Origin of the sequence: Paenibacillus barengoltzii NBRC 101215, from assembly GCF_004000745.1 — a bacterium.
In the GTDB taxonomy this organism is placed as follows: Bacteria; Bacillota; Bacilli; order Paenibacillales; family Paenibacillaceae; genus Fontibacillus; species Fontibacillus barengoltzii.
The window spans coordinates 17212-33692 of record NZ_BILV01000067.1 but is presented as its reverse complement, the minus strand read 5'-3'; the positions used below and the strand labels follow the sequence as shown (position 1 = coordinate 33692).

At 50.4% G+C, this 16481-nt stretch carries 17 protein-coding genes and 1 riboswitch; of the genes, 14 read left to right on the top strand and 3 right to left on the bottom strand.

Translation table 11 applies throughout. From position 1 onward, the window contains the following. Positions 1-133: 133 nt before the first annotated feature. Positions 134-2047, bottom strand: a complete 1914-nt coding sequence (locus PBA01S_RS17370) for an amidase family protein (RefSeq protein WP_085170772.1) — start codon at positions 2045-2047, stop codon at positions 134-136. A gap of 414 nt (positions 2048-2461) precedes the next feature. On the opposite strand from PBA01S_RS17370, the gene PBA01S_RS17365 reads away from it, so the two are divergent. Next, positions 2462-2893 (top strand): hypothetical protein, encoded by a 432-nt coding sequence (locus tag PBA01S_RS17365; RefSeq protein WP_016314723.1) that lies wholly within the window; start codon positions 2462-2464, stop codon positions 2891-2893. 140 nt (positions 2894-3033) lie between these two features. Here PBA01S_RS17365 and PBA01S_RS17360 read toward each other — a convergent pair whose 3' ends face one another. Then, positions 3034-3561, bottom strand: a complete 528-nt coding sequence (locus PBA01S_RS17360) for a hypothetical protein (protein WP_028539756.1) — start codon at positions 3559-3561, stop codon at positions 3034-3036. A gap of 215 nt (positions 3562-3776) precedes the next feature. Between PBA01S_RS17360 and PBA01S_RS17355 the strand changes: the two genes are divergently transcribed. The 10 genes from PBA01S_RS17355 (at position 3777) to rsmI (ending at position 11652) form a co-directional block, all read left to right on the top strand. Continuing rightward, positions 3777-3962: a sigma factor G inhibitor Gin gene (locus tag PBA01S_RS17355; protein ID WP_016314721.1), complete on the top strand. Its 186-nt coding sequence runs from the start codon at positions 3777-3779 to the stop codon at positions 3960-3962. A 143-nt stretch (positions 3963-4105) separates the two neighbouring features. Further along, a complete protein-coding gene (locus tag PBA01S_RS17350; protein ID WP_127576425.1) occupies positions 4106-5644 on the top strand; it encodes an aminotransferase class I/II-fold pyridoxal phosphate-dependent enzyme in 1539 nt (512 codons plus the stop codon). A gap of 55 nt (positions 5645-5699) precedes the next feature. Then, a complete protein-coding gene (gene tmk / locus PBA01S_RS17345; protein ID WP_028539758.1) occupies positions 5700-6350 on the top strand; it encodes a dTMP kinase in 651 nt (216 codons plus the stop codon). 52 nt (positions 6351-6402) lie between these two features. Beyond that, complete coding sequence (gene darA / locus PBA01S_RS17340) at positions 6403-6732, top strand: cyclic di-AMP receptor DarA (protein WP_009226367.1); 330 nt, start codon at positions 6403-6405, stop codon at positions 6730-6732. Positions 6733-7108: 376 nt separating this feature from the next. Then, positions 7109-7552, top strand: a complete 444-nt coding sequence (locus PBA01S_RS17335) for a YaaR family protein (RefSeq protein WP_016314718.1) — start codon at positions 7109-7111, stop codon at positions 7550-7552. 24 nt (positions 7553-7576) lie between these two features. After that, the gene (gene holB / locus PBA01S_RS17330) at positions 7577-8557 is read left to right on the top strand and encodes a DNA polymerase III subunit delta' (RefSeq protein ID WP_028539759.1); all 981 of its coding nucleotides are present in this window, start codon (positions 7577-7579) and stop codon (positions 8555-8557) included. Positions 8558-8709: 152 nt separating this feature from the next. Further along, on the top strand, positions 8710-9510 hold the full coding sequence (locus tag PBA01S_RS17325; RefSeq protein ID WP_016314716.1) for a PSP1 domain-containing protein: 801 nt from the start codon (positions 8710-8712) through the stop codon (positions 9508-9510). Positions 9511-9560: 50 nt separating this feature from the next. Further along, a complete protein-coding gene (yabA, locus tag PBA01S_RS17320; protein WP_016314715.1) occupies positions 9561-9932 on the top strand; it encodes a DNA replication initiation control protein YabA in 372 nt (123 codons plus the stop codon). 68 nt (positions 9933-10000) lie between these two features. Then, entirely contained in the window at positions 10001-10756 is a 756-nt protein-coding gene (locus tag PBA01S_RS17315; RefSeq protein WP_127576424.1) for a tRNA1(Val) (adenine(37)-N6)-methyltransferase, read from the top strand. Next, positions 10753-11652, top strand: a complete 900-nt coding sequence (gene rsmI, locus PBA01S_RS17310; RefSeq protein ID WP_036646180.1) for a 16S rRNA (cytidine(1402)-2'-O)-methyltransferase — start codon at positions 10753-10755, stop codon at positions 11650-11652. The genes PBA01S_RS17315 and rsmI overlap by 4 nt, the downstream gene beginning before the upstream one ends. Positions 11653-11802: 150 nt before the next feature. On the opposite strand, the gene PBA01S_RS17305 is transcribed toward rsmI, so the two are convergent. Next, the gene (locus PBA01S_RS17305; protein ID WP_009226360.1) at positions 11803-12057 is read right to left on the bottom strand and encodes an AbrB/MazE/SpoVT family DNA-binding domain-containing protein; all 255 of its coding nucleotides are present in this window, start codon (positions 12055-12057) and stop codon (positions 11803-11805) included. 304 nt (positions 12058-12361) lie between these two features. Here PBA01S_RS17305 and PBA01S_RS17300 point away from each other — a divergent pair, with 304 nt between their 5' ends. The 3 genes from PBA01S_RS17300 to PBA01S_RS17290 all read left to right on the top strand — a co-directional run bounded on the left by PBA01S_RS17300 (position 12362) and on the right by PBA01S_RS17290 (position 16440). Beyond that, positions 12362-13651, top strand: coding sequence for an HD domain-containing protein (locus tag PBA01S_RS17300; protein ID WP_127576423.1), 1290 nt, complete (start codon positions 12362-12364; stop codon positions 13649-13651). Between the two features lie 16 nt (positions 13652-13667). Then, the gene (locus PBA01S_RS17295; RefSeq protein WP_028539762.1) at positions 13668-14441 is read left to right on the top strand and encodes a TatD family hydrolase; all 774 of its coding nucleotides are present in this window, start codon (positions 13668-13670) and stop codon (positions 14439-14441) included. Positions 14442-14643: 202 nt separating this feature from the next. Beyond that, a riboswitch (cyclic di-AMP (ydaO/yuaA leader) is annotated at positions 14644-14858 on the top strand. A gap of 445 nt (positions 14859-15303) precedes the next feature. Beyond that, entirely contained in the window at positions 15304-16440 is a 1137-nt protein-coding gene (locus PBA01S_RS17290; RefSeq protein WP_028539763.1) for a resuscitation-promoting factor, read from the top strand. The last annotated feature ends 41 nt before the right edge of the window (positions 16441-16481 follow it).

Here is a 16481-nt window from a genome sequence, read left to right as displayed (position 1 = left end):
TCCCCAAATAACTGTATTTTTGCAGGAATCAGGAGTGGCGGAAGTGTTGAAGCCCGATAGAACGTTGCTACAAACACATAGGAGCACTACCGATATCCGGTAGTGCTCTCCAAAGTAATCTCATATAACAGAATTATGGCGTGAGTGCAGGGGCGTGACGGTGATGAGTGCCTTGTTCGTAGCTATAAGCTAGTTTGATGAGTGTGCCTTCATCGAAGGCGCGACCCAGGAACTCGATGCCAACGGGGAGACCGTCTTTGGTAAATCCGGCAGGGACCGTAATGGCAGGGAATCCCGAGAATGGGCTCAAGCGATTATTGTTACCGGACGATTGGCCCTCACCAATCAATGCTGGTGGTTGGGTGCTGGTTGGGTACACAATCGCGTCGAGTTTATAGTCGGCCATCACCTTCAGTAGGGAGTCTCGGGTAAGGCTGGTGCGTTTCAGTACAATGTCTTTGTATTCTTGAGTGTCCAGCGTTTCTCGGGCCTCGCGAGCCTTCATCGATTGCTCTTGAGATTTATCGTACTCTCCAGAGGCGATGATTTCAGCCAGGCTGTGGTAAGGGGCTTTATCACCGAGTTCCTCGAGGTAATCGTTTAATTGGAACTTGAACTCGTAGCCGCTTAAGCTTGGATATTTCATAATCTCCTCAAGATTTGGAATCTTAATATTCACGACGGTTGCGCCAAGGGCTTCTAATTCTTTCACCGCGTTGGACACGACTTCGGTGACAGCTTTTTCTTGATCGTTGTTCTCCTGGAAGAGTTCCGTGGCTACGCCAATCCGCGCGCCTTTCAAGCCATTGACGTCAAGGAAGTCGGTGTAGCTCGCAGGAATACGGCCTACGCTGTAGGCGGTGGCGACATCGTCTGGATCATAACCAACTGTGGCGTCGAGCAGGATCGCTGCATCCTCGACTGTTCGGGCGATTGGGCCTCCTACGTCTTGCGTCAAAGCGAGTGGGATAATTCCATCACGGCTGGATAAGCCAATCGTTGGGCGGATCCCAACCAAGCTGTTGAAGCTGGACGGGATACGGATGGAACCTCCAGTATCCGTGCCCAGGCCGGCAGCGGCAAAGTTGGCGGCAATTGCTGCTCCGGTACCACCACTGGAGCCGCCGGGATAATGGTCAAGGGCATATGGATTTTTCGTTTGGCCGCCTAACGAGCTTGATGTGGTAATGCCAAAAGCAAACTCATGAAGATTCGTTTTGCCTAGGATGATCGCGCCGGCTTCTTTGAGCTTGGCAATTTGATCTGCATCTTGCGGAGGGATCGACTCCTTCAAGCAAAGACAGCCTGCGGTCGTCGGCATATCGGCGGTGTCAAAGTTGTCTTTGACAAGGATCGGAATGCCGTGCAGTGGTCCTCTAGGTCCCTTTTCAGCGCGCTCTTGGTCCAACGCTTCGGCGATGCTGAGTGCGTCAGGATTAACTGAAAGGACAGCTTGCAGGGAAATCCCTTGATCATCATATTTATCGATTCGATCGAGATACATTTGTACGAGTTGTTTAGAAGTGATCTTGCCTTGTTCCATAGCCAGCTGAAGTTTAGAAATCGTGGCTTCCGGAAGGATAAAAGGAGCTAGGTAACTGACAACACGGTCGTGCAGTCGCTCGAGATCGTCGGCAGTGAGAGGGGCGCCAGGCAGGAAAGAGGTATCCGAATAGCCTTTCATAAGCCCGGCCTTCTTCACGGCTCCAACAGCTCCCGCGTAAGCAGCTTGGTCTGGAACATCGCTGAAGGATTCAGCGGCATCCTCGAGCCCCAGCCATTGCTGAAGCAGTACAGCCGCTTGGCTGCGGAGCACACGGTTACTGGAGACCTCCGGCATCGTGAAGGAGCCTCCCGCCTCGGTTGCCGCCTGTTTCATCGCTTGGTAAAATTGGTCGCCGGTGATAAAGGTTTGGCTTGCTGTAACCTTGGCTGTACCTGAAGCGGCTTGGGCTTGTGGAAGCTGTCCGATTCCAAGCCCTGTGACCAAGACAGAGGTTAGTAGGACGGCGCTTCCTAGTTTCAGGCCTCGTCGATAAAGATTCATAAGATTTCCCCTCCAAGTCAAAATTTAAAGTTTATGTGAACCATCATAAATTCATGTTAGATATATTGACAAAGATGAGAACTATCTAATAAAACGTATACATCAAGGGATATCACAATAAATCAAAGGATTACTTAGGTTTTCTCCCATTAAAAAATATCATAAATATATCTAAAATGTTATATAACCTAACGTGAACATAACGCATTCATTACCCTTTTCAGAAAATTAACTGTATTATTTTCAGTTTCTACCAAATGGAATGTAACCTTTTTGTTACCGACAGGGGGACGTCACCCGTTATAATTAGATTGGTAAATTAGCATCTAGGGCATTTAGCCTATCCGGAATCTATATCAGAATGACAACAGGAAGTATTTTTCAGTATATAGGCAGGGTAAGGAGGAATGGATCATGCAGCGAAGAGGAGTTAGAATTTCCTTATGCTTCATGTGGGGAGTCTTGATGATGATGGTAGTCATCGCAGGCTGTGCGTCTTCCGAGCCTTCGTGGACAGATTATGTAGGAGCAACGGTTGAGAAGAATTTCCCTGTTCCTAAAGAGGCCAACCAAACGGATACGGCTCTTAATAATTCGAAGATGGACTATGTTAATTATAGACTAACCGGACTTAAGGAAAGCAGTGAGATCCCTGAGGCCTATCAGAAGGTAATCGAGGAGTGGGGATGGAAGGAGAAGAAAGAGGAAAGTACTGGTTCAACTCGGGTGTACGAGAAGGGGAAGCAAATTGTTCAATTGACGCTTCATGATAACTCTTTTACTGTATTAGTCCCGAAAAAAGAATCGAAAACCGTCATTCAAGGGTTGGAAAGCAGCAGCCCATAGCATCAGAATTCGGATATGAAAAGGCAACTGCCCCTCTACCGGACAAGCCCGGTAATGGAATGTGCTAAAGAAAATAAAAGGCCTGATCTCTGCATTTGTGCAGGGAGCAGGCTTTTTTCACATCGAGTATATGAACATAATTATTGCCTATAGTAAGCAATTTCGAGGCCAGTGATCTTGATCATCCCGTCTTTACGTTGTCCACGAAGGGTAGCAAGCACGATCGATCGCGGGATCATCAGCCAGAGGTGCCAGAACACTAAAGAGAGCACAAAGGAGACCGGCGACCAAGGGATGAGAATCACGATAATACAGCAACCGATCCAAGCGGAATGAAGATGGACTCGGCGATAGTCGGGATAAGAGACGTATTGATCAGGTGAATAACCAATCCATGGCATATGTCGGGAAAACCGCCAGCGCTTGCGATAGGAGTGGCTGACGATCATCAGTACGGAGCGGGAAATGACATATTGGATCCATAAGATGACCGGTAGGGCTAATAGGAAGAAGAAGATACTGGTCCAGGATATGAATATCGTCTCGGCTGCCAGCCATATGACGGGGAGTATGCCTAAGCTATAGATGAGCGACTTCGGTAAAACCTTCTTTTTGAGCAAGGTGTAGTGATAAAAGGTCGCTTGGCTTTCGGTTTCAGCGGACTTCAAGCGTTTGCTCCTCCTCCCATTTTTCATCAACTCCGCACATCGCGGACTAGCTCTTCTTAATATATCGGAAGAATCCAAGAATAATTAAGACGGCGCGTACAAACACGGGGCTCTGGTTGTCGGCATAAGATAAAGTAGGAAGCGAACTATGAAAAGGTTTAAAATAGTAGAATCTGTGTCATACTGATAGTAAAAAAAACAAGGTGGGATCGGACATGGATGAGTCGCGCGTTAGCACCTGCATTATATGTGGAGAGCCGAAGACGGAGGGGATTCATATCGTTTCTGAATTTATCTGCGATGCTTGCGAGGCTGAAATGGTGCGCACCGACGTGCAGGAGGAGAAATACCACTTCTTTGTTCATCAAATGAAGCAGATCTGGGTGCAAAAAAATGCATAACACTGCCGGATAAAAGGACCTGTTCATTTTGGGGAGCGGGTCCTTTTATATTGCTCTAGTGGGTGAACTAACGGTAAAATGAAATGAAGCAATGAATGCAATCACATAAAGATCAGGTTAACCCAGTGTTGGAAGGAATCGAAATGGCAGAGGAACATTACGGAAGGGCCCCTTTGGTTGAGGTTTTGCGGCAGTATCAGGTGAAAAAGGATGCTTCCTTTCATGTCCCGGGGCATAAAAATGGACAGGCTTTGCGCGGTCATGCGAAGGGGATTGAGGAATTGGCCCGCGTGATGGAAATCGACGTGACGGAAATTAACGGGACGGATGATCTCCATCATCCCGAGGGCGTCATCCGCGAGGCACAGCAGCTGGCCGCCGCCCAGTTTGGGGCGGAGGAGACGTTTTTTCTGGTTGGCGGCAGTACGGCCGGCAACCTGGCCTTGATCCTGAGCGTGTGTACCGCTCCAGGGGATGTGCTGCTCGTGCAGCGGAACGTGCATAAATCCGTCATTCACGGATTAATGCTGGCGGGCGCGCACGCGGTATTTTTGGCGCCGCAGCTGGATGCGGGCAGCGGCCTGGCTACCATCCCGAGCGAAGCAACGGTGCGTGAAGCCCTGCGCCGGTATCCCGGCGCGAAGGGGGTGCTGCTCACGCACCCGAGCTACTATGGGATGGGGGCGTCATTGCAGCCGCTGGCGGAGCTGTGCCACGCGCACGGGGTGCCGCTGCTCGTCGATGAGGCGCATGGCGCCCATTTCGGCCAGCACCCGGCGCTGCCGGAGAGCGCGCTGGCCGCGGGGGCCGATGGCGTCGTGCAGTCGACGCACAAGATGCTGACCGCGCTCACGATGGGCGCGATGCTGCACGTGCAGGGCGGGCTGCTCGACCGCACGCTGCTGCGCCAGCGGCTGGCGATGCTGCAGAGCTCCAGCCCGTCGTACCCCATCATGGCTTCGCTCGATCTGAGCCGAAGCCTGCTGGGGGCACAGGGCCCCGCCTTCTTCGAGGGCGGGCTCGCCGCGGCCGCGCATCTGCGGCGCGGCCTGGCCAAGCAATCGCGCTTCGGCGTTGTGGAACCGCCGGGCGCCAGCGGAGAGGCTGCTGCATATACTATCCAAGATCCTTTGAAGCTTGTGATATTCGATGCATCCGCAGCCCTCTCCGGGTATGAACTGCAAGAGCGGCTCGAAGCCGAAGGCTGCGTGCCGGAGATGAGCGATGACCGCTTTGTGGTCCTGGCGCTAGGTCCAGGAACAACGATGGAAGATGCCGATCGGCTGCTGCAAGCGCTGGATCACATCGCTAATGCCGAAGCCGATTCACTGGGGAAAACGGTGAGAGGGGGTATCGTTTCCCCAACAGGTTCGGCCAATGAACTTTCCACGTGGAACAATTCAGTTCACGGAGGGCATTTGTCGGAGGTGTCTGAGCCTGTACCGTTTAGCCTTACGCCGCTGATTCCAGGGGAGATCGAAGCGATCCCTGTTGAGGAAAGTCTCGGTCGGCAAGCGGCGGAAATGATCATTCCGTATCCTCCGGGCATCCCGCTGCTCTACCCCGGGGAGATCATTACCGAAACGGTAAGGCAACGGCTGCGGCTGCTGAGGGATTCAGGAGCCAAGTGTCAGGGGCCGGCCGACCCGCGGTTGCATACGATTCAAGTCAAGAAAGGGTAAACCTAAGCATATACTTGTACATGATTTTTGGAGAAGAAAGCAGGGAACGAACTAGATGAACCATCAAGCCAAGGGATTATTTATTACGCTTGAAGGGGGGGATGGCTCCGGCAAAACGACGGTCATGCGGGAAATGGAACAGTTGCTTAAGGAACAAGGTGTGGACTTTATTTCTACGAGGGAACCTGGCGGCATCGAAATTGCGGAGAAGATCCGTGAGGTGATCTTAAATCCGCAGCACACGGCGATGGATGCGCGGACCGAGGCACTGTTATACGCCGCATCAAGGCGACAGCATCTGGCGGAGAAGGTGGAGCCCTCCCTGGAGCGTGGAATTACAGTTCTCTGCGATCGCTTTATAGATAGCAGCCTGGCCTATCAGGGGCATGCTCGTGGGCTCGGGATCGAGGAAGTGCTGAAGATTAATCTTTTTGCCACTAAGGGAAGGTTTCCGGATCTCACTTTCTATCTCGACATTGAGCCGGAAGTGGGGTTGGCCCGGATCGCTGCAGGTGCCGGACGTGAAGTGAACCGACTGGATATGGAAAGCCTGCATTTTCATCAAAAGGTTCGGGAAGGATACCACATCCTCGCCGGGATGTATCCGGATCGGATCAAAACGATAGATGCTTCTCGCAGTCAAGAAGAGGTTGCAGCGGAGATCCGCGGGCATCTTTATGCGGCAATAAAGGAGATCCTAGCCTAGGTGTCAAATAGGTTAGTATGGTACATTTTTATAAAATAAGGAGGTACTGCAAATGAAACTGATTGTTGCGATTATCCAAGATAAAGACAGCAACCGGCTATCCAGCGCGCTCGTGAAAGAAAACTATCGGGCAACCAAGCTGGCGAGTACCGGAGGGTTTCTTCGGGCGGGGAACACCACATTTATGATCGGTGTAGACGACCATCAAGTGGATGACGTATTGAAAGTGATCCGTAACAGTTGTAAAGTGCGGGAACAATTAGTAACCCCGGTTACTCCGATGAGCGGTACAACCGATTCGTATTTGCCGTTGCCCGTGGAAGTGCAAGTGGGCGGGGCGACGGTGTTTGTGCTTCCAGTAGACCGTTTCGAACACTTCTAATATAGTGGTAATTAAAAAGTCGGCTTTTGATCACGATGTATCAGCAGGAGGAGGGGGCGACGTCGAATCTTGAACGTAGGCCGGGCTAAGCATATGCTTTCGAAGTATGTTTCCTACGGAAACATTGGAGTTGCTCACGTACTCCCTAAGTACGCCTGCGCTACTTACGTCCCTAGTTTCGTCCAACTAAAGCGTTTTGAAAAAAAGCACGTCGGAAGCATAAGCTTCGGTGCTGAAAAGCCAACATTTTAATCTTCATCATAAAGAAATCAAAAAAAGTGATCTTCCCTTCACGAGGGAATTACTAGAAGCCGATTCGAGGCTTCGATGTTATCGTACATTCATTCTATCTATTCAATTATAGGCGGTGGACGCTTTGAAAATTGATCCGGGATACCGGCCGCTCAAAAGCGGCTTGGGGGTGAGTGACAGCCCTGCCAAGCCGGTACAGTCGAAAAGCTTCGCCGACGTCATGCAGCGGCATGGGCAGCAGGCGACCCAAGAAGAATTGAACCGGAGATTTAAGGAGATTCAAATGCAAGGGGACCGGCTTGCCCGGTCCATGACCGTTCGGGAGCTGAAGGCGTACCGGATGATGGTCAAGCGGTTTCTCGAGGATACGGTTCGGCGGGGTGTGGGCATCAAAGAATCCAGAGGCTGGGACCGCCGCGGCCGTGGGAAGCGTTATAAGCTTCTTGATGAAGTGGATGCTGCGCTGCTGGCGATGGCAGACGAATTGCTGGAGACGGAGCAAGGCAAGATCGAGCTGTTGCAAAAGATCGGCGAGATCCGCGGCATGCTGATTAATCTGGTTTTCTAGCTTTGAAAGGACGAGGCAGAAGAGATGTCATTTCAAGAGATCATTGGGCAGGAGACGGCCAAACAATTGCTGCAAAGCAGTCTGCGGCGCCAGGAAATCTCCCATGCCTATATATTTAGTGGACCGCCTGGAAGCGGGCAGATGGAAATGGCCATGGCCTTCGTCCAGGCGTTGTTCTGCACACGAGGCGGAGACGATGCTTGCGGGGAGTGTCTGGAGTGCCGGAAGGTACTGCATGGCAATCATCCCGATTTGTTTACAATCAAGCCCGACGGGGCAACGATTAAAATCGAACAAATCCGCGATCTGCAGCGGATTTTCTCTTACCGTTCGGAGAGCGGGAATCCTAAGGCTTATATTATTGACGAAGCCGAAAAAATGACAGTGCAAGCGGCCAACAGCTTGCTCAAATTTCTGGAGGAACCGCCATCTCCGGCCGTAGCAATTCTGCTGTCGGATAATGGACGAGCTTTGCTCCCTACAATTCAATCGCGCGCCCAATGGGTTCCATTCTCTCCGGTGAATCCGGAGACGATGCTCCAGATATTGGCGAACGAGGGATTTTCGACAACCTTGGCTCGAAGTGCCGTTCATCTCGCGGCAGGACTGGGTCCATGCCGTGATTTAATCCAGCAGAATTGGTTTGCAGAAGTTCGAAACGTAGTGTTACAATTAGGAAAGGAGATCGCAGGCCGTGGCGGCTCTCCATTAATTACGGCGCAGCAGGTATTGTTCAAATCCGGGTTGACCGATCATTTGGACATGCTGTTCAGCCTTTTCCATTTGTGGTTCAAAGATATGATCCATGCGCTCTATCATAAACATGATCAAATCGTTTTCATAGATGAGCTTCAGTTTATCAATCAACATTGTACCAGCCGCAGTGCAGAACAGTGGATTGAGGCCATGGCGCTGGCTGCAGAGAGCAAGAAGAAGCTGCGGCAGCATATGAATGCCAATCTCTGCGTAGAGCAGTTTTTGATTGCCGTGGATGGACAACGGTAAGACCTGCACCTAGATGAGACACCAGGTCGTTATGACTTCGCATGAAACTTTCTCCCCTGAAAGAGCAGGGAATGTAATAGTTTCTTTGGATCGCGCTGCTTTCGTGAGTTGCGGTTCGCCAGTCTTGTAGAGCTATACGAGGGGGTTAGTTTTTGTATACTGTAGTGGGCGTCCGCTTTAAGAAGGCGGGCAAAATCTATTATTTCGATCCGTTGGACCTCCCGGTAGAGAAAGATCAACACGTTATTGTTGAGACTGCTCGGGGGATCGAATATGGGAAAGTGGTGGTCGGCAAGAAGAAGGTTGGAGAATCCGATGTCGTCCTTCCGCTGAAGAAGGTCATTCGGATCGCCGATGAAGCCGACGCCCGAGTTGTCGAGGAGAACAAGCTTGCGGCAAAGAATGCCTTTGTCACATGTTTAAATAAAATTAAAGATCATGATTTGAAAATGAAGCTGGTCGACGTGGAATTTACGTTTGACCGCAATAAAATCATCTTCTACTTTACGGCAGAAGGCCGTGTGGATTTTCGCGAGTTGGTGAAGGATCTGGCCAGTATCTTCCGGACCCGGATTGAGCTGAGACAGATCGGCGTGCGGGACGAAGCCAAGATGCTTGGCGGGATCGGCCCCTGCGGACGCGTGCTCTGCTGTTCCTCTTGGTTGGGGGATTTTGAGCCGGTATCGATCAAGATGGCGAAGGACCAAAGCTTGTCACTGAACCCTACGAAAATCTCAGGATTATGCGGTCGTCTGATGTGCTGTCTGAAGTTCGAGCATGACAACTACGAAAGCACCAAAGAAGAACTTCCATCCGTAGGCAAAATCGTCGTTACTTCGCTGGGTGACGGTAAGGTCGTTGGACTCAACGCCGGCAGCCGCACCGTACATGTACAGTTGTTCGAAATTGGGAAAGTGAAGGAGCTTCCGCTGGACGATGTCGTCCTGAAATAAAAGAAGATCTTTTTCAAGATAGATTCTAGAGATGACTCTGGGGTGGGAACTTGGAGAACAAGGACATTTTCACAAGTATGCAGGCGCTGGAAACGCAAATGGGAAAAGTACACGGCGATTTGAGCAGCCTCATGTTGGAGGTCAAGAAGCTGGTGGAAGAGAACCAGCGGCTTCGCCTTGAGAATGAACAGCTGCGCAAAATATTAAAGCGGGAGAGCACCGAAGGGCCGCTGCCCATGCCGGCGTCGGTCAGAACCGATAGTCCGGTTCCGGCTGGCAAAGAAGCGATTGACGTCGTCGGTGAAGGCTACGATAACTTAGCACGTCTTTATCATGAGGGCTTTCATATTTGCAATGTTTATTACGGGCATCTGCGCACCGAAGGTGACTGCCTGTTCTGCTTGTCGTTTTTGAATAAATAATGAACCGTGGGGGTGTCCCTGCGGTTTTTTTTAAATTTAGGCTACAAAAAGGATGGAGTTCCAAATCAATGAACCAAGTACCTATTTATGAGCAGGAACGGATTGACGACCTGCTGACCCATGATTTACATATCATTCAAAGCGACGAGGTGTTTAGCTTCTCGATGGATGCCGTGTTGTTGGCACGGTTCGCACCAGTTCCCAAATACGGCAAAATTCTTGATCTATGCACCGGCAATGGGGTAATCCCGTTGCTGCTCTCCACGCGGACGGAAGCGAAGATCGAGGGGATCGAGATCCAGCCGCGGCTTGCTGGTATGGCTCGCCGCAGTGTAGAAATGAACGGGCTGACACACCGGATCGAAATTCGCGAAGGGGATTTACGTGAGCTGGTGAAGGTGACGGGGCACGGGGCGTACGATGCCATTACGGTAAACCCGCCGTATATGCCGGTGACCAGCGGCGAGGCGAAGCTGAATTCGTATCAGGCGATCGCTAGGCATGAAATTCACTGTAGTTTGGAGGAAGTGGCGGCTGCATCGATGCGGCTGGTTCGGCCCGGTGGCAAGGTGTCGATGGTTCACAGACCGCAGCGATTAGGGGAAATTATGACGTTGCTGCGCCAATATCGACTAGAGCCGAAGGTGATCCGGTTTGTGCATCCAAGAGCGGGAGCGGAAGCGAACATGGTGCTGATCGAGGCGCTGCGAGACGGCAAGCCGGATGTGCGGGTACTGCCGCCATTGATCGTATATAATGAAAACGGGGAATACTGCGAAGAAATCATGAATATCTATTACGGGCCAAAAGAGGGTAGAGCATGAACGTTCAAGTACAGAAGAGCTTTGAAAATGCTGCGAGGGACACCACCCCAGCAGGAAACGGCAAGTTGTTCCTGGTTGGCACGCCTATCGGGAATTTGGAGGATATGACCTACCGGGCCGTGCGCACCTTGCAAGAGGTGGACATTATCGCGGCGGAGGATACGCGGCAGACGCGCAAGCTGTTAACGCATTTCGACATCTCTCCAGGTAAATTGCTGAGTTATCACGAACATAATAAGGCCGCCAGTGGCCCAGAATTGATCCGCTTTATAATAGAAGGAAAAAATTTAGCGCTAGTCAGCGATGCCGGTCTGCCGGCGATTTCCGACCCCGGAAGTGATCTCGTGAAGCTGGCGCTAGAGGCGGGTATCGCAGTCGTTCCGGTGCCCGGAGCGAATGCTGCATTATCGGCGCTCATCGTTTCCGGTTTGCCAACGGATCGATTTACGTTCCTTGGATTTTTGCCAAGAGATCATAAAGAGCGGGAACGGTTGTTGAAGTCGTTGGAGGATCAAGAGGGAACGATGTTGCTGTACGAATCGCCGCATCGATTGATCAAAACGCTGGAGTCCCTTCTCGAGGTTTGGGGAGATCGGCGAATCGTATTGGCGAGAGAATTAACCAAGCGTTATGAGGAAATGGCTCGGGGGACGATTCACGATTGCCTGGCTTGGCTGCAGGAGCATCCGCCGCTGGGTGAATATTGCCTCGTTGTGGAAGGGGCACATCCCGACCAAGTGAAGGAGAAGCGGGATGCCTGGTGGCAAGCGCTAACGGTGGAGGAGCATGTCCGGCATTACGAAACGGAAGAAGGGCTGTCGCGGAAGGAAGCCATGAAAAAAACTGCGGCCGACCGGGGGGTTGCAAAGCGGGATATCTACAATCAATTATTGTAGCCCCACTTCTCTCCGAAATCATGAAATATTATCCAATTCGGCCAAAAAAGGGGCCTTCGCTAAGCCGGGTTCAAGCCTAGGAAGGCGCCAAGGAGATATGAAAAAGGTTAGAATTAACAGTTTCAGTAAATCTATTATATACTATATTTCTTAATTTGTCACAGGGGTCGGAAGCTCCGTAATGCATTCATGGCAAACAATTTTGCCTTTAAAGTAAGTTACGTTCTCCGCATTACCGCAGAAGATGCAAGCCGGCTCATATTTCTTGAGCATAATCCGTTCACCGTCTACATAAATTTCGAGCGCATCTTTTTCTCCGATCCCCAGAGTGCGGCGCAATTCAATTGGAATGACAACACGGCCTAATTCGTCTACTTTTCTTACAATACCTGTGGATTTCATCATAGGATGATTGCCCCTCTCGCTATAATTTGGAATTGTCATTATTCGACATCATTCTATCTTTTCTGATTTTTATAATACCAACCATTGCCAGATTAGTCAACCTATTTATGGTATAGTTCAACATTATTTCTAAAAAATTCGGATACACAACTCCGAGAACCTTTACGGAATCTAGCAAGTTCACAATGATCTATAATTCGACATTTTGGAAATCGTCATCCGGTCATTTTACGACACAATTCGACATATCTTGTCGTCTCCACGCGGTGACCCGCCAAATTTTATGAAAAAGGAGTGTTGGTTCATGCATCGTTGGCTTAGCGAAGAAAAAGTGTTCAAAGACCCCGTACATAATTATATTCATGTACAGGACGAAGTGATCTGGTCGCTCATTAATACGCCGGAATTCCAGCGGCTTCGCCGGATTCGTCAGCTTGGAACATCGTATTTGACCTTTCATGGCGCCGAGCATAGCCGTTTTTCCCATTCGCTTGGCGTTTACGAGATTACGCGGCGGATTATTTCGCAGTTTGAACGAAGCGGCTACACCGATTGGCCCCGCAGTGAGAAATTGGTAGCTTTGTGTGCGGCGCTGCTGCATGACCTGGGGCATGGTCCGTTTTCCCATTCTATAGAAGAAGCTTTTCAAATGCATCATGAGGATTGGACCTGCAAAATCCTCTTGGGGGAAACCGAGGTGGGGAACGTCCTGCGCGAGATTTCTCCGGATTTTCCGGACAAGGTGGCTGCGGTGATCCGGAAGGATTATGACAATCCGATTGTGGTGAATTTGGTGTCTAGCCCGCTGGATGCGGATCGGATGGATTATTTGCTGCGGGATGCTTATTTTACCGGCGTAAACTACGGGACGATTGACATGGACCGAATTCTGCGGATGCTTCGACCTTTTCAAGGGCGGGTTGTTGTCAAAGAATCGGGGATGCATGCGGTGGAAGACTATTTGATGTCGCGGTATCAGATGTATTGGCAGGTCTATTTCCACCCGGTGACGCGGAGCTCGGAGATCATTCTCCGGCAAATTTTGCGTCGGGCTAAGGAATTATACCGAAGCGGGCATTCTTTTTGCTTCTTGCCGCATCCGTTGCCGAACTTATTTCATGGGGATATCAGCGTAACCGATTATTTGCAGCTGGACGAGGCGCTGATGCAAACGACCTTCATGCAGTGGACGAGAGAAGACGACGAGCGGTTAAGCGATTTATGTTCTCGGTTTTTGAATCGTAAGCTGTATAAATATGTAGAATTAGATTCACCGGAGCTGGAAATGCTGGACGAGATTCGGAACGCCTTCAGACAAGTCGGGCTTGAACCTGAATACGACATGGAAATTGATTTTCCGACGGATCTGCCGTATGATGTGTTCCGTCCGGACGGCGGGGTTCGGCAGAAGCAAATTTTGTTGTTGGACCGGCAGGAGCGGCTGCGGGAAATTTCGGAAGTCTCGGATATCGTACGATCAATCAGCGGATTACACCGCGGGAAGACGCATTTGTACTATCCGGATAATAAATTGTGTGCTGTAATGGATCGGCTGCCTCGCCCGGTAGCCCGCATTTTCGAGCAACGGAAATAGGAGGATGACAAGGTTTATGTTATTTGATACGCATACGCATTTGGATGCTCCCCAATTTGACGAGGACCGCGAGGAAGTGATCGCGCGCGCTGTGGAACAAGGGGTTACGCGGATGATCAACATCGGATTTAACCGTGAGACAATCCCTTCGACCATGAAGCTGGCAGAGACCTATGACTTCATTTATGCCGCGGTCGGATGGCATCCGCAAGACGCGATTACGATGCAAGAGGGCGATTTGGACTGGATTGCAGAATTGTGCAAGCATGAAAAGGTCGTCGCCATCGGAGAAATTGGGCTGGATTATTATTGGGATACGTCCCCTAAGGACGTTCAACATAAGGTTTTTCGCCAGCAAATTGGACTGGCTCGCAGCTTAGGTATGCCGATTTCCATTCATAATCGGGACGCTCACGAAGACGTGGTTCGCATCCTTCGGGAAGAGAAGGCCAACGAGGTTGGAGGCGTGATGCACTCCTTCTCCGGCAGTTGGGAAATTGCCAAAATGTGTCTAGATTTGGGATTTCATTTGTCGTTTGGCGGGCCGATTACGTTTAAAAATGCAAAACAACCCAAGGAAGTGTTGGCCAAGACGCCGATGGACCGTTTGCTGATCGAAACGGATTCCCCTTATTTAACGCCGCATCCATATCGTGGTAAACGAAATGAGTCTGCTCATGTTCGTTTGGTTGCGGAAATGGCAGCCGAGCTCAAAGGGGTTACTTTTGAGGAAATCGCGGAAATTACCACCCGAAATGCATTGGAACGATTTGGAATTCCGAGTATTTGAGAGCAAAACGGATGAAATAAAGAGGATTTCGGAAAGATTAATGCTTTTTAACCCTCAAAAACAAGGTCATTACATTTTTTTAACCATTTTTTTAAAAAAACGTGGTTGATTCCTCCTTTACAACCTGCATCGAAACAGGATAGAATCTTTTCAGTATCGATTCGGTTCGTTTTGGACTGAACCATACGATGCTTGGTTCCATGAACCAGTCTCGCTGAATCTCCTTATGACGGAGAACGGGGGAACCAATACGAATTGCAGGTTGGCGGCAGCCTAATCGCGTTCGTATTTGATTTCTTTCCAGGGTCTATGGGGTGAATTCAAGGTCATTGCGCCATGAGCGAATGTACTGAGAAAGGGCGGCTCTCTTTCGCCCGAACCCGACAGCTAACCTCGTAAGCGAATAAGAGAGGTCACTCGTGCAGCTATTACACCCAAGACATTCAAGAAGCCACGAAGGAGTTCCTCTAACTCTTTCTCCCGGCTTCTTTTGTTTTGAATAAAAGTAATAGGGTCGTCATACTGTTGGAAAACAGGAGGTGACGACAAGCAGGAGAGACTGGTCAAGGATGCAAAACGCTTAGGATTAAATTTAAGATCAGTGTTCAAAAAGTCAGGTTTTCAGCACCGAGAAGGTTGGATGAAGCTAGGGACTGAGTAGCGCAGCGTACATGGGAGTACGTGAGCAACGGAAGGCCCGGCTGAATTCAAGATTCGATGCCGAATTCACTTCTTGACCTGCTTCGTGATCAAAAGATGACTTTTTGACTACCTTAGGCGTTTTGTAAAAAGTAACTGTAGTCGCGTCAATCGTTATCATGCATCGACCTAGACGGCGGGACTATGAAGGAGGACGGAAGAAATGGGCATTTTCCGCAAAGAGGAGACCCATGAATCACGCTCATCCAGCATGTCTTACGCAATGCGATGGAAGCATGAGAATTTACGTCAGATAGCGCTCGTCGGCGTTCTGGCCATCGCGGGAATCATCATCATCCTAATCTGGCTGTATAGCCAGGCACAGAAGGAAGTATCCCTGATCGTGGACGGGAATGTCCAGTCAGTGGAGACAACCCAATCCAGTGTAGCTCATCTGCTGGAGGAACAATCGATTAAGCTCAGTGCGAAGGATTCAGTATCCCTCCCGCTGGAAAGCTCGCTGAAGAACGGTGACCGCATTGTCATAGTACGCGCGAAGCCGGTCAGTGTGACCGCGGACGGCAATACGAAAGTCCACTTCACGACGCAAAGCAAAGTCGAGGGCGTATTGTCCGAGCTCGGCATCACTTTGGGTGAAGACGACAAGGTGACTCCGACATTGGACAGTAAAGTTACCGAGAACCTGAATGTGAAGGTCGTTCGGGTCAGCAAGCAAACGGTGCAGACGAAGGAGGCCGTGCCCTTTAGCGTGGTCAAAACGTCGGACGACAAGCTGCTGAAAGGCACCACGAAAGTGATCCAGGAAGGTTCCGAAGGTCTGGTCATTCACAACATTGAGAAAACTTACGAAGACGGAAAATTCGTGGCGAAGCGTTGGCTCGGCAAAGAGGTCTCCAAAGAAGCTCAGCCGAAGGTGATCGCAGTCGGTACGAAGAAACCTACCGAGGTTCTGTCGGCCAGCATCAGCCGTAAGGGAAATACGGTGAACATCAGCGGAACGACGACTAAAGGTGGCGTCTCATTCAAATATAAAAAAGTCTTGAAAAATGTTACGTTAACCGCGTATTCGGCGGAAGAAGACGGGATTGGCACCCGCACGGCTTCGGGTACCCGCGTGACAGAAGGCAGAACGATTGCGGTGGATAAAGACGTCGTTCCGCTTGGTTGGTGGGTATACATCGAAGGAATCGGCTTCCGTAAGGCAGAGGATACCGGCGGGGCCATCGATGGCCATAAGATGGATGTGTATTTTGATAGTCTGAAGGATGCGAAGAAATTCGGCCGTAAGAAGGGCCGCACCGTCTACGTGATCGGTCCGACGAAGCCGGAATTGAACTAAGGTCTCGTTCTCTTTCGTTTTACAATGCGGAGGGAATGAGA

What these genes read in the sequence shown, in the direction of transcription:
- PBA01S_RS17290 (WP_028539763.1), top strand. Translation starts at nt 15,304, where the DNA reads ATGGGCATTTTCCGCAAAGAGGAGACCCATGAATCACGCTCATCCAGC.
- PBA01S_RS17300 (WP_127576423.1), top strand. Translation starts at nt 12,362, where the DNA reads ATGCATCGTTGGCTTAGCGAAGAAAAAGTGTTCAAAGACCCCGTACAT.
- PBA01S_RS17350 (WP_127576425.1), top strand. Translation starts at nt 4,106, where the DNA reads ATGGCAGAGGAACATTACGGAAGGGCCCCTTTGGTTGAGGTTTTGCGG.
- PBA01S_RS17365 (WP_016314723.1), top strand. Translation starts at nt 2,462, where the DNA reads ATGCAGCGAAGAGGAGTTAGAATTTCCTTATGCTTCATGTGGGGAGTC.
- holB (WP_028539759.1), top strand. Translation starts at nt 7,577, where the DNA reads ATGTCATTTCAAGAGATCATTGGGCAGGAGACGGCCAAACAATTGCTG.
- PBA01S_RS17370 (WP_085170772.1), bottom strand. Translation starts at nt 2,047, where the DNA reads ATGAATCTTTATCGACGAGGCCTGAAACTAGGAAGCGCCGTCCTACTA.
- PBA01S_RS17295 (WP_028539762.1), top strand. Translation starts at nt 13,668, where the DNA reads ATGTTATTTGATACGCATACGCATTTGGATGCTCCCCAATTTGACGAG.
- PBA01S_RS17305 (WP_009226360.1), bottom strand. Translation starts at nt 12,057, where the DNA reads ATGATGAAATCCACAGGTATTGTAAGAAAAGTAGACGAATTAGGCCGT.
- tmk (WP_028539758.1), top strand. Translation starts at nt 5,700, where the DNA reads ATGAACCATCAAGCCAAGGGATTATTTATTACGCTTGAAGGGGGGGAT.
- PBA01S_RS17355 (WP_016314721.1), top strand. Translation starts at nt 3,777, where the DNA reads ATGGATGAGTCGCGCGTTAGCACCTGCATTATATGTGGAGAGCCGAAG.
- PBA01S_RS17315 (WP_127576424.1), top strand. Translation starts at nt 10,001, where the DNA reads ATGAACCAAGTACCTATTTATGAGCAGGAACGGATTGACGACCTGCTG.
- darA (WP_009226367.1), top strand. Translation starts at nt 6,403, where the DNA reads ATGAAACTGATTGTTGCGATTATCCAAGATAAAGACAGCAACCGGCTA.
- rsmI (WP_036646180.1), top strand. Translation starts at nt 10,753, where the DNA reads ATGAACGTTCAAGTACAGAAGAGCTTTGAAAATGCTGCGAGGGACACC.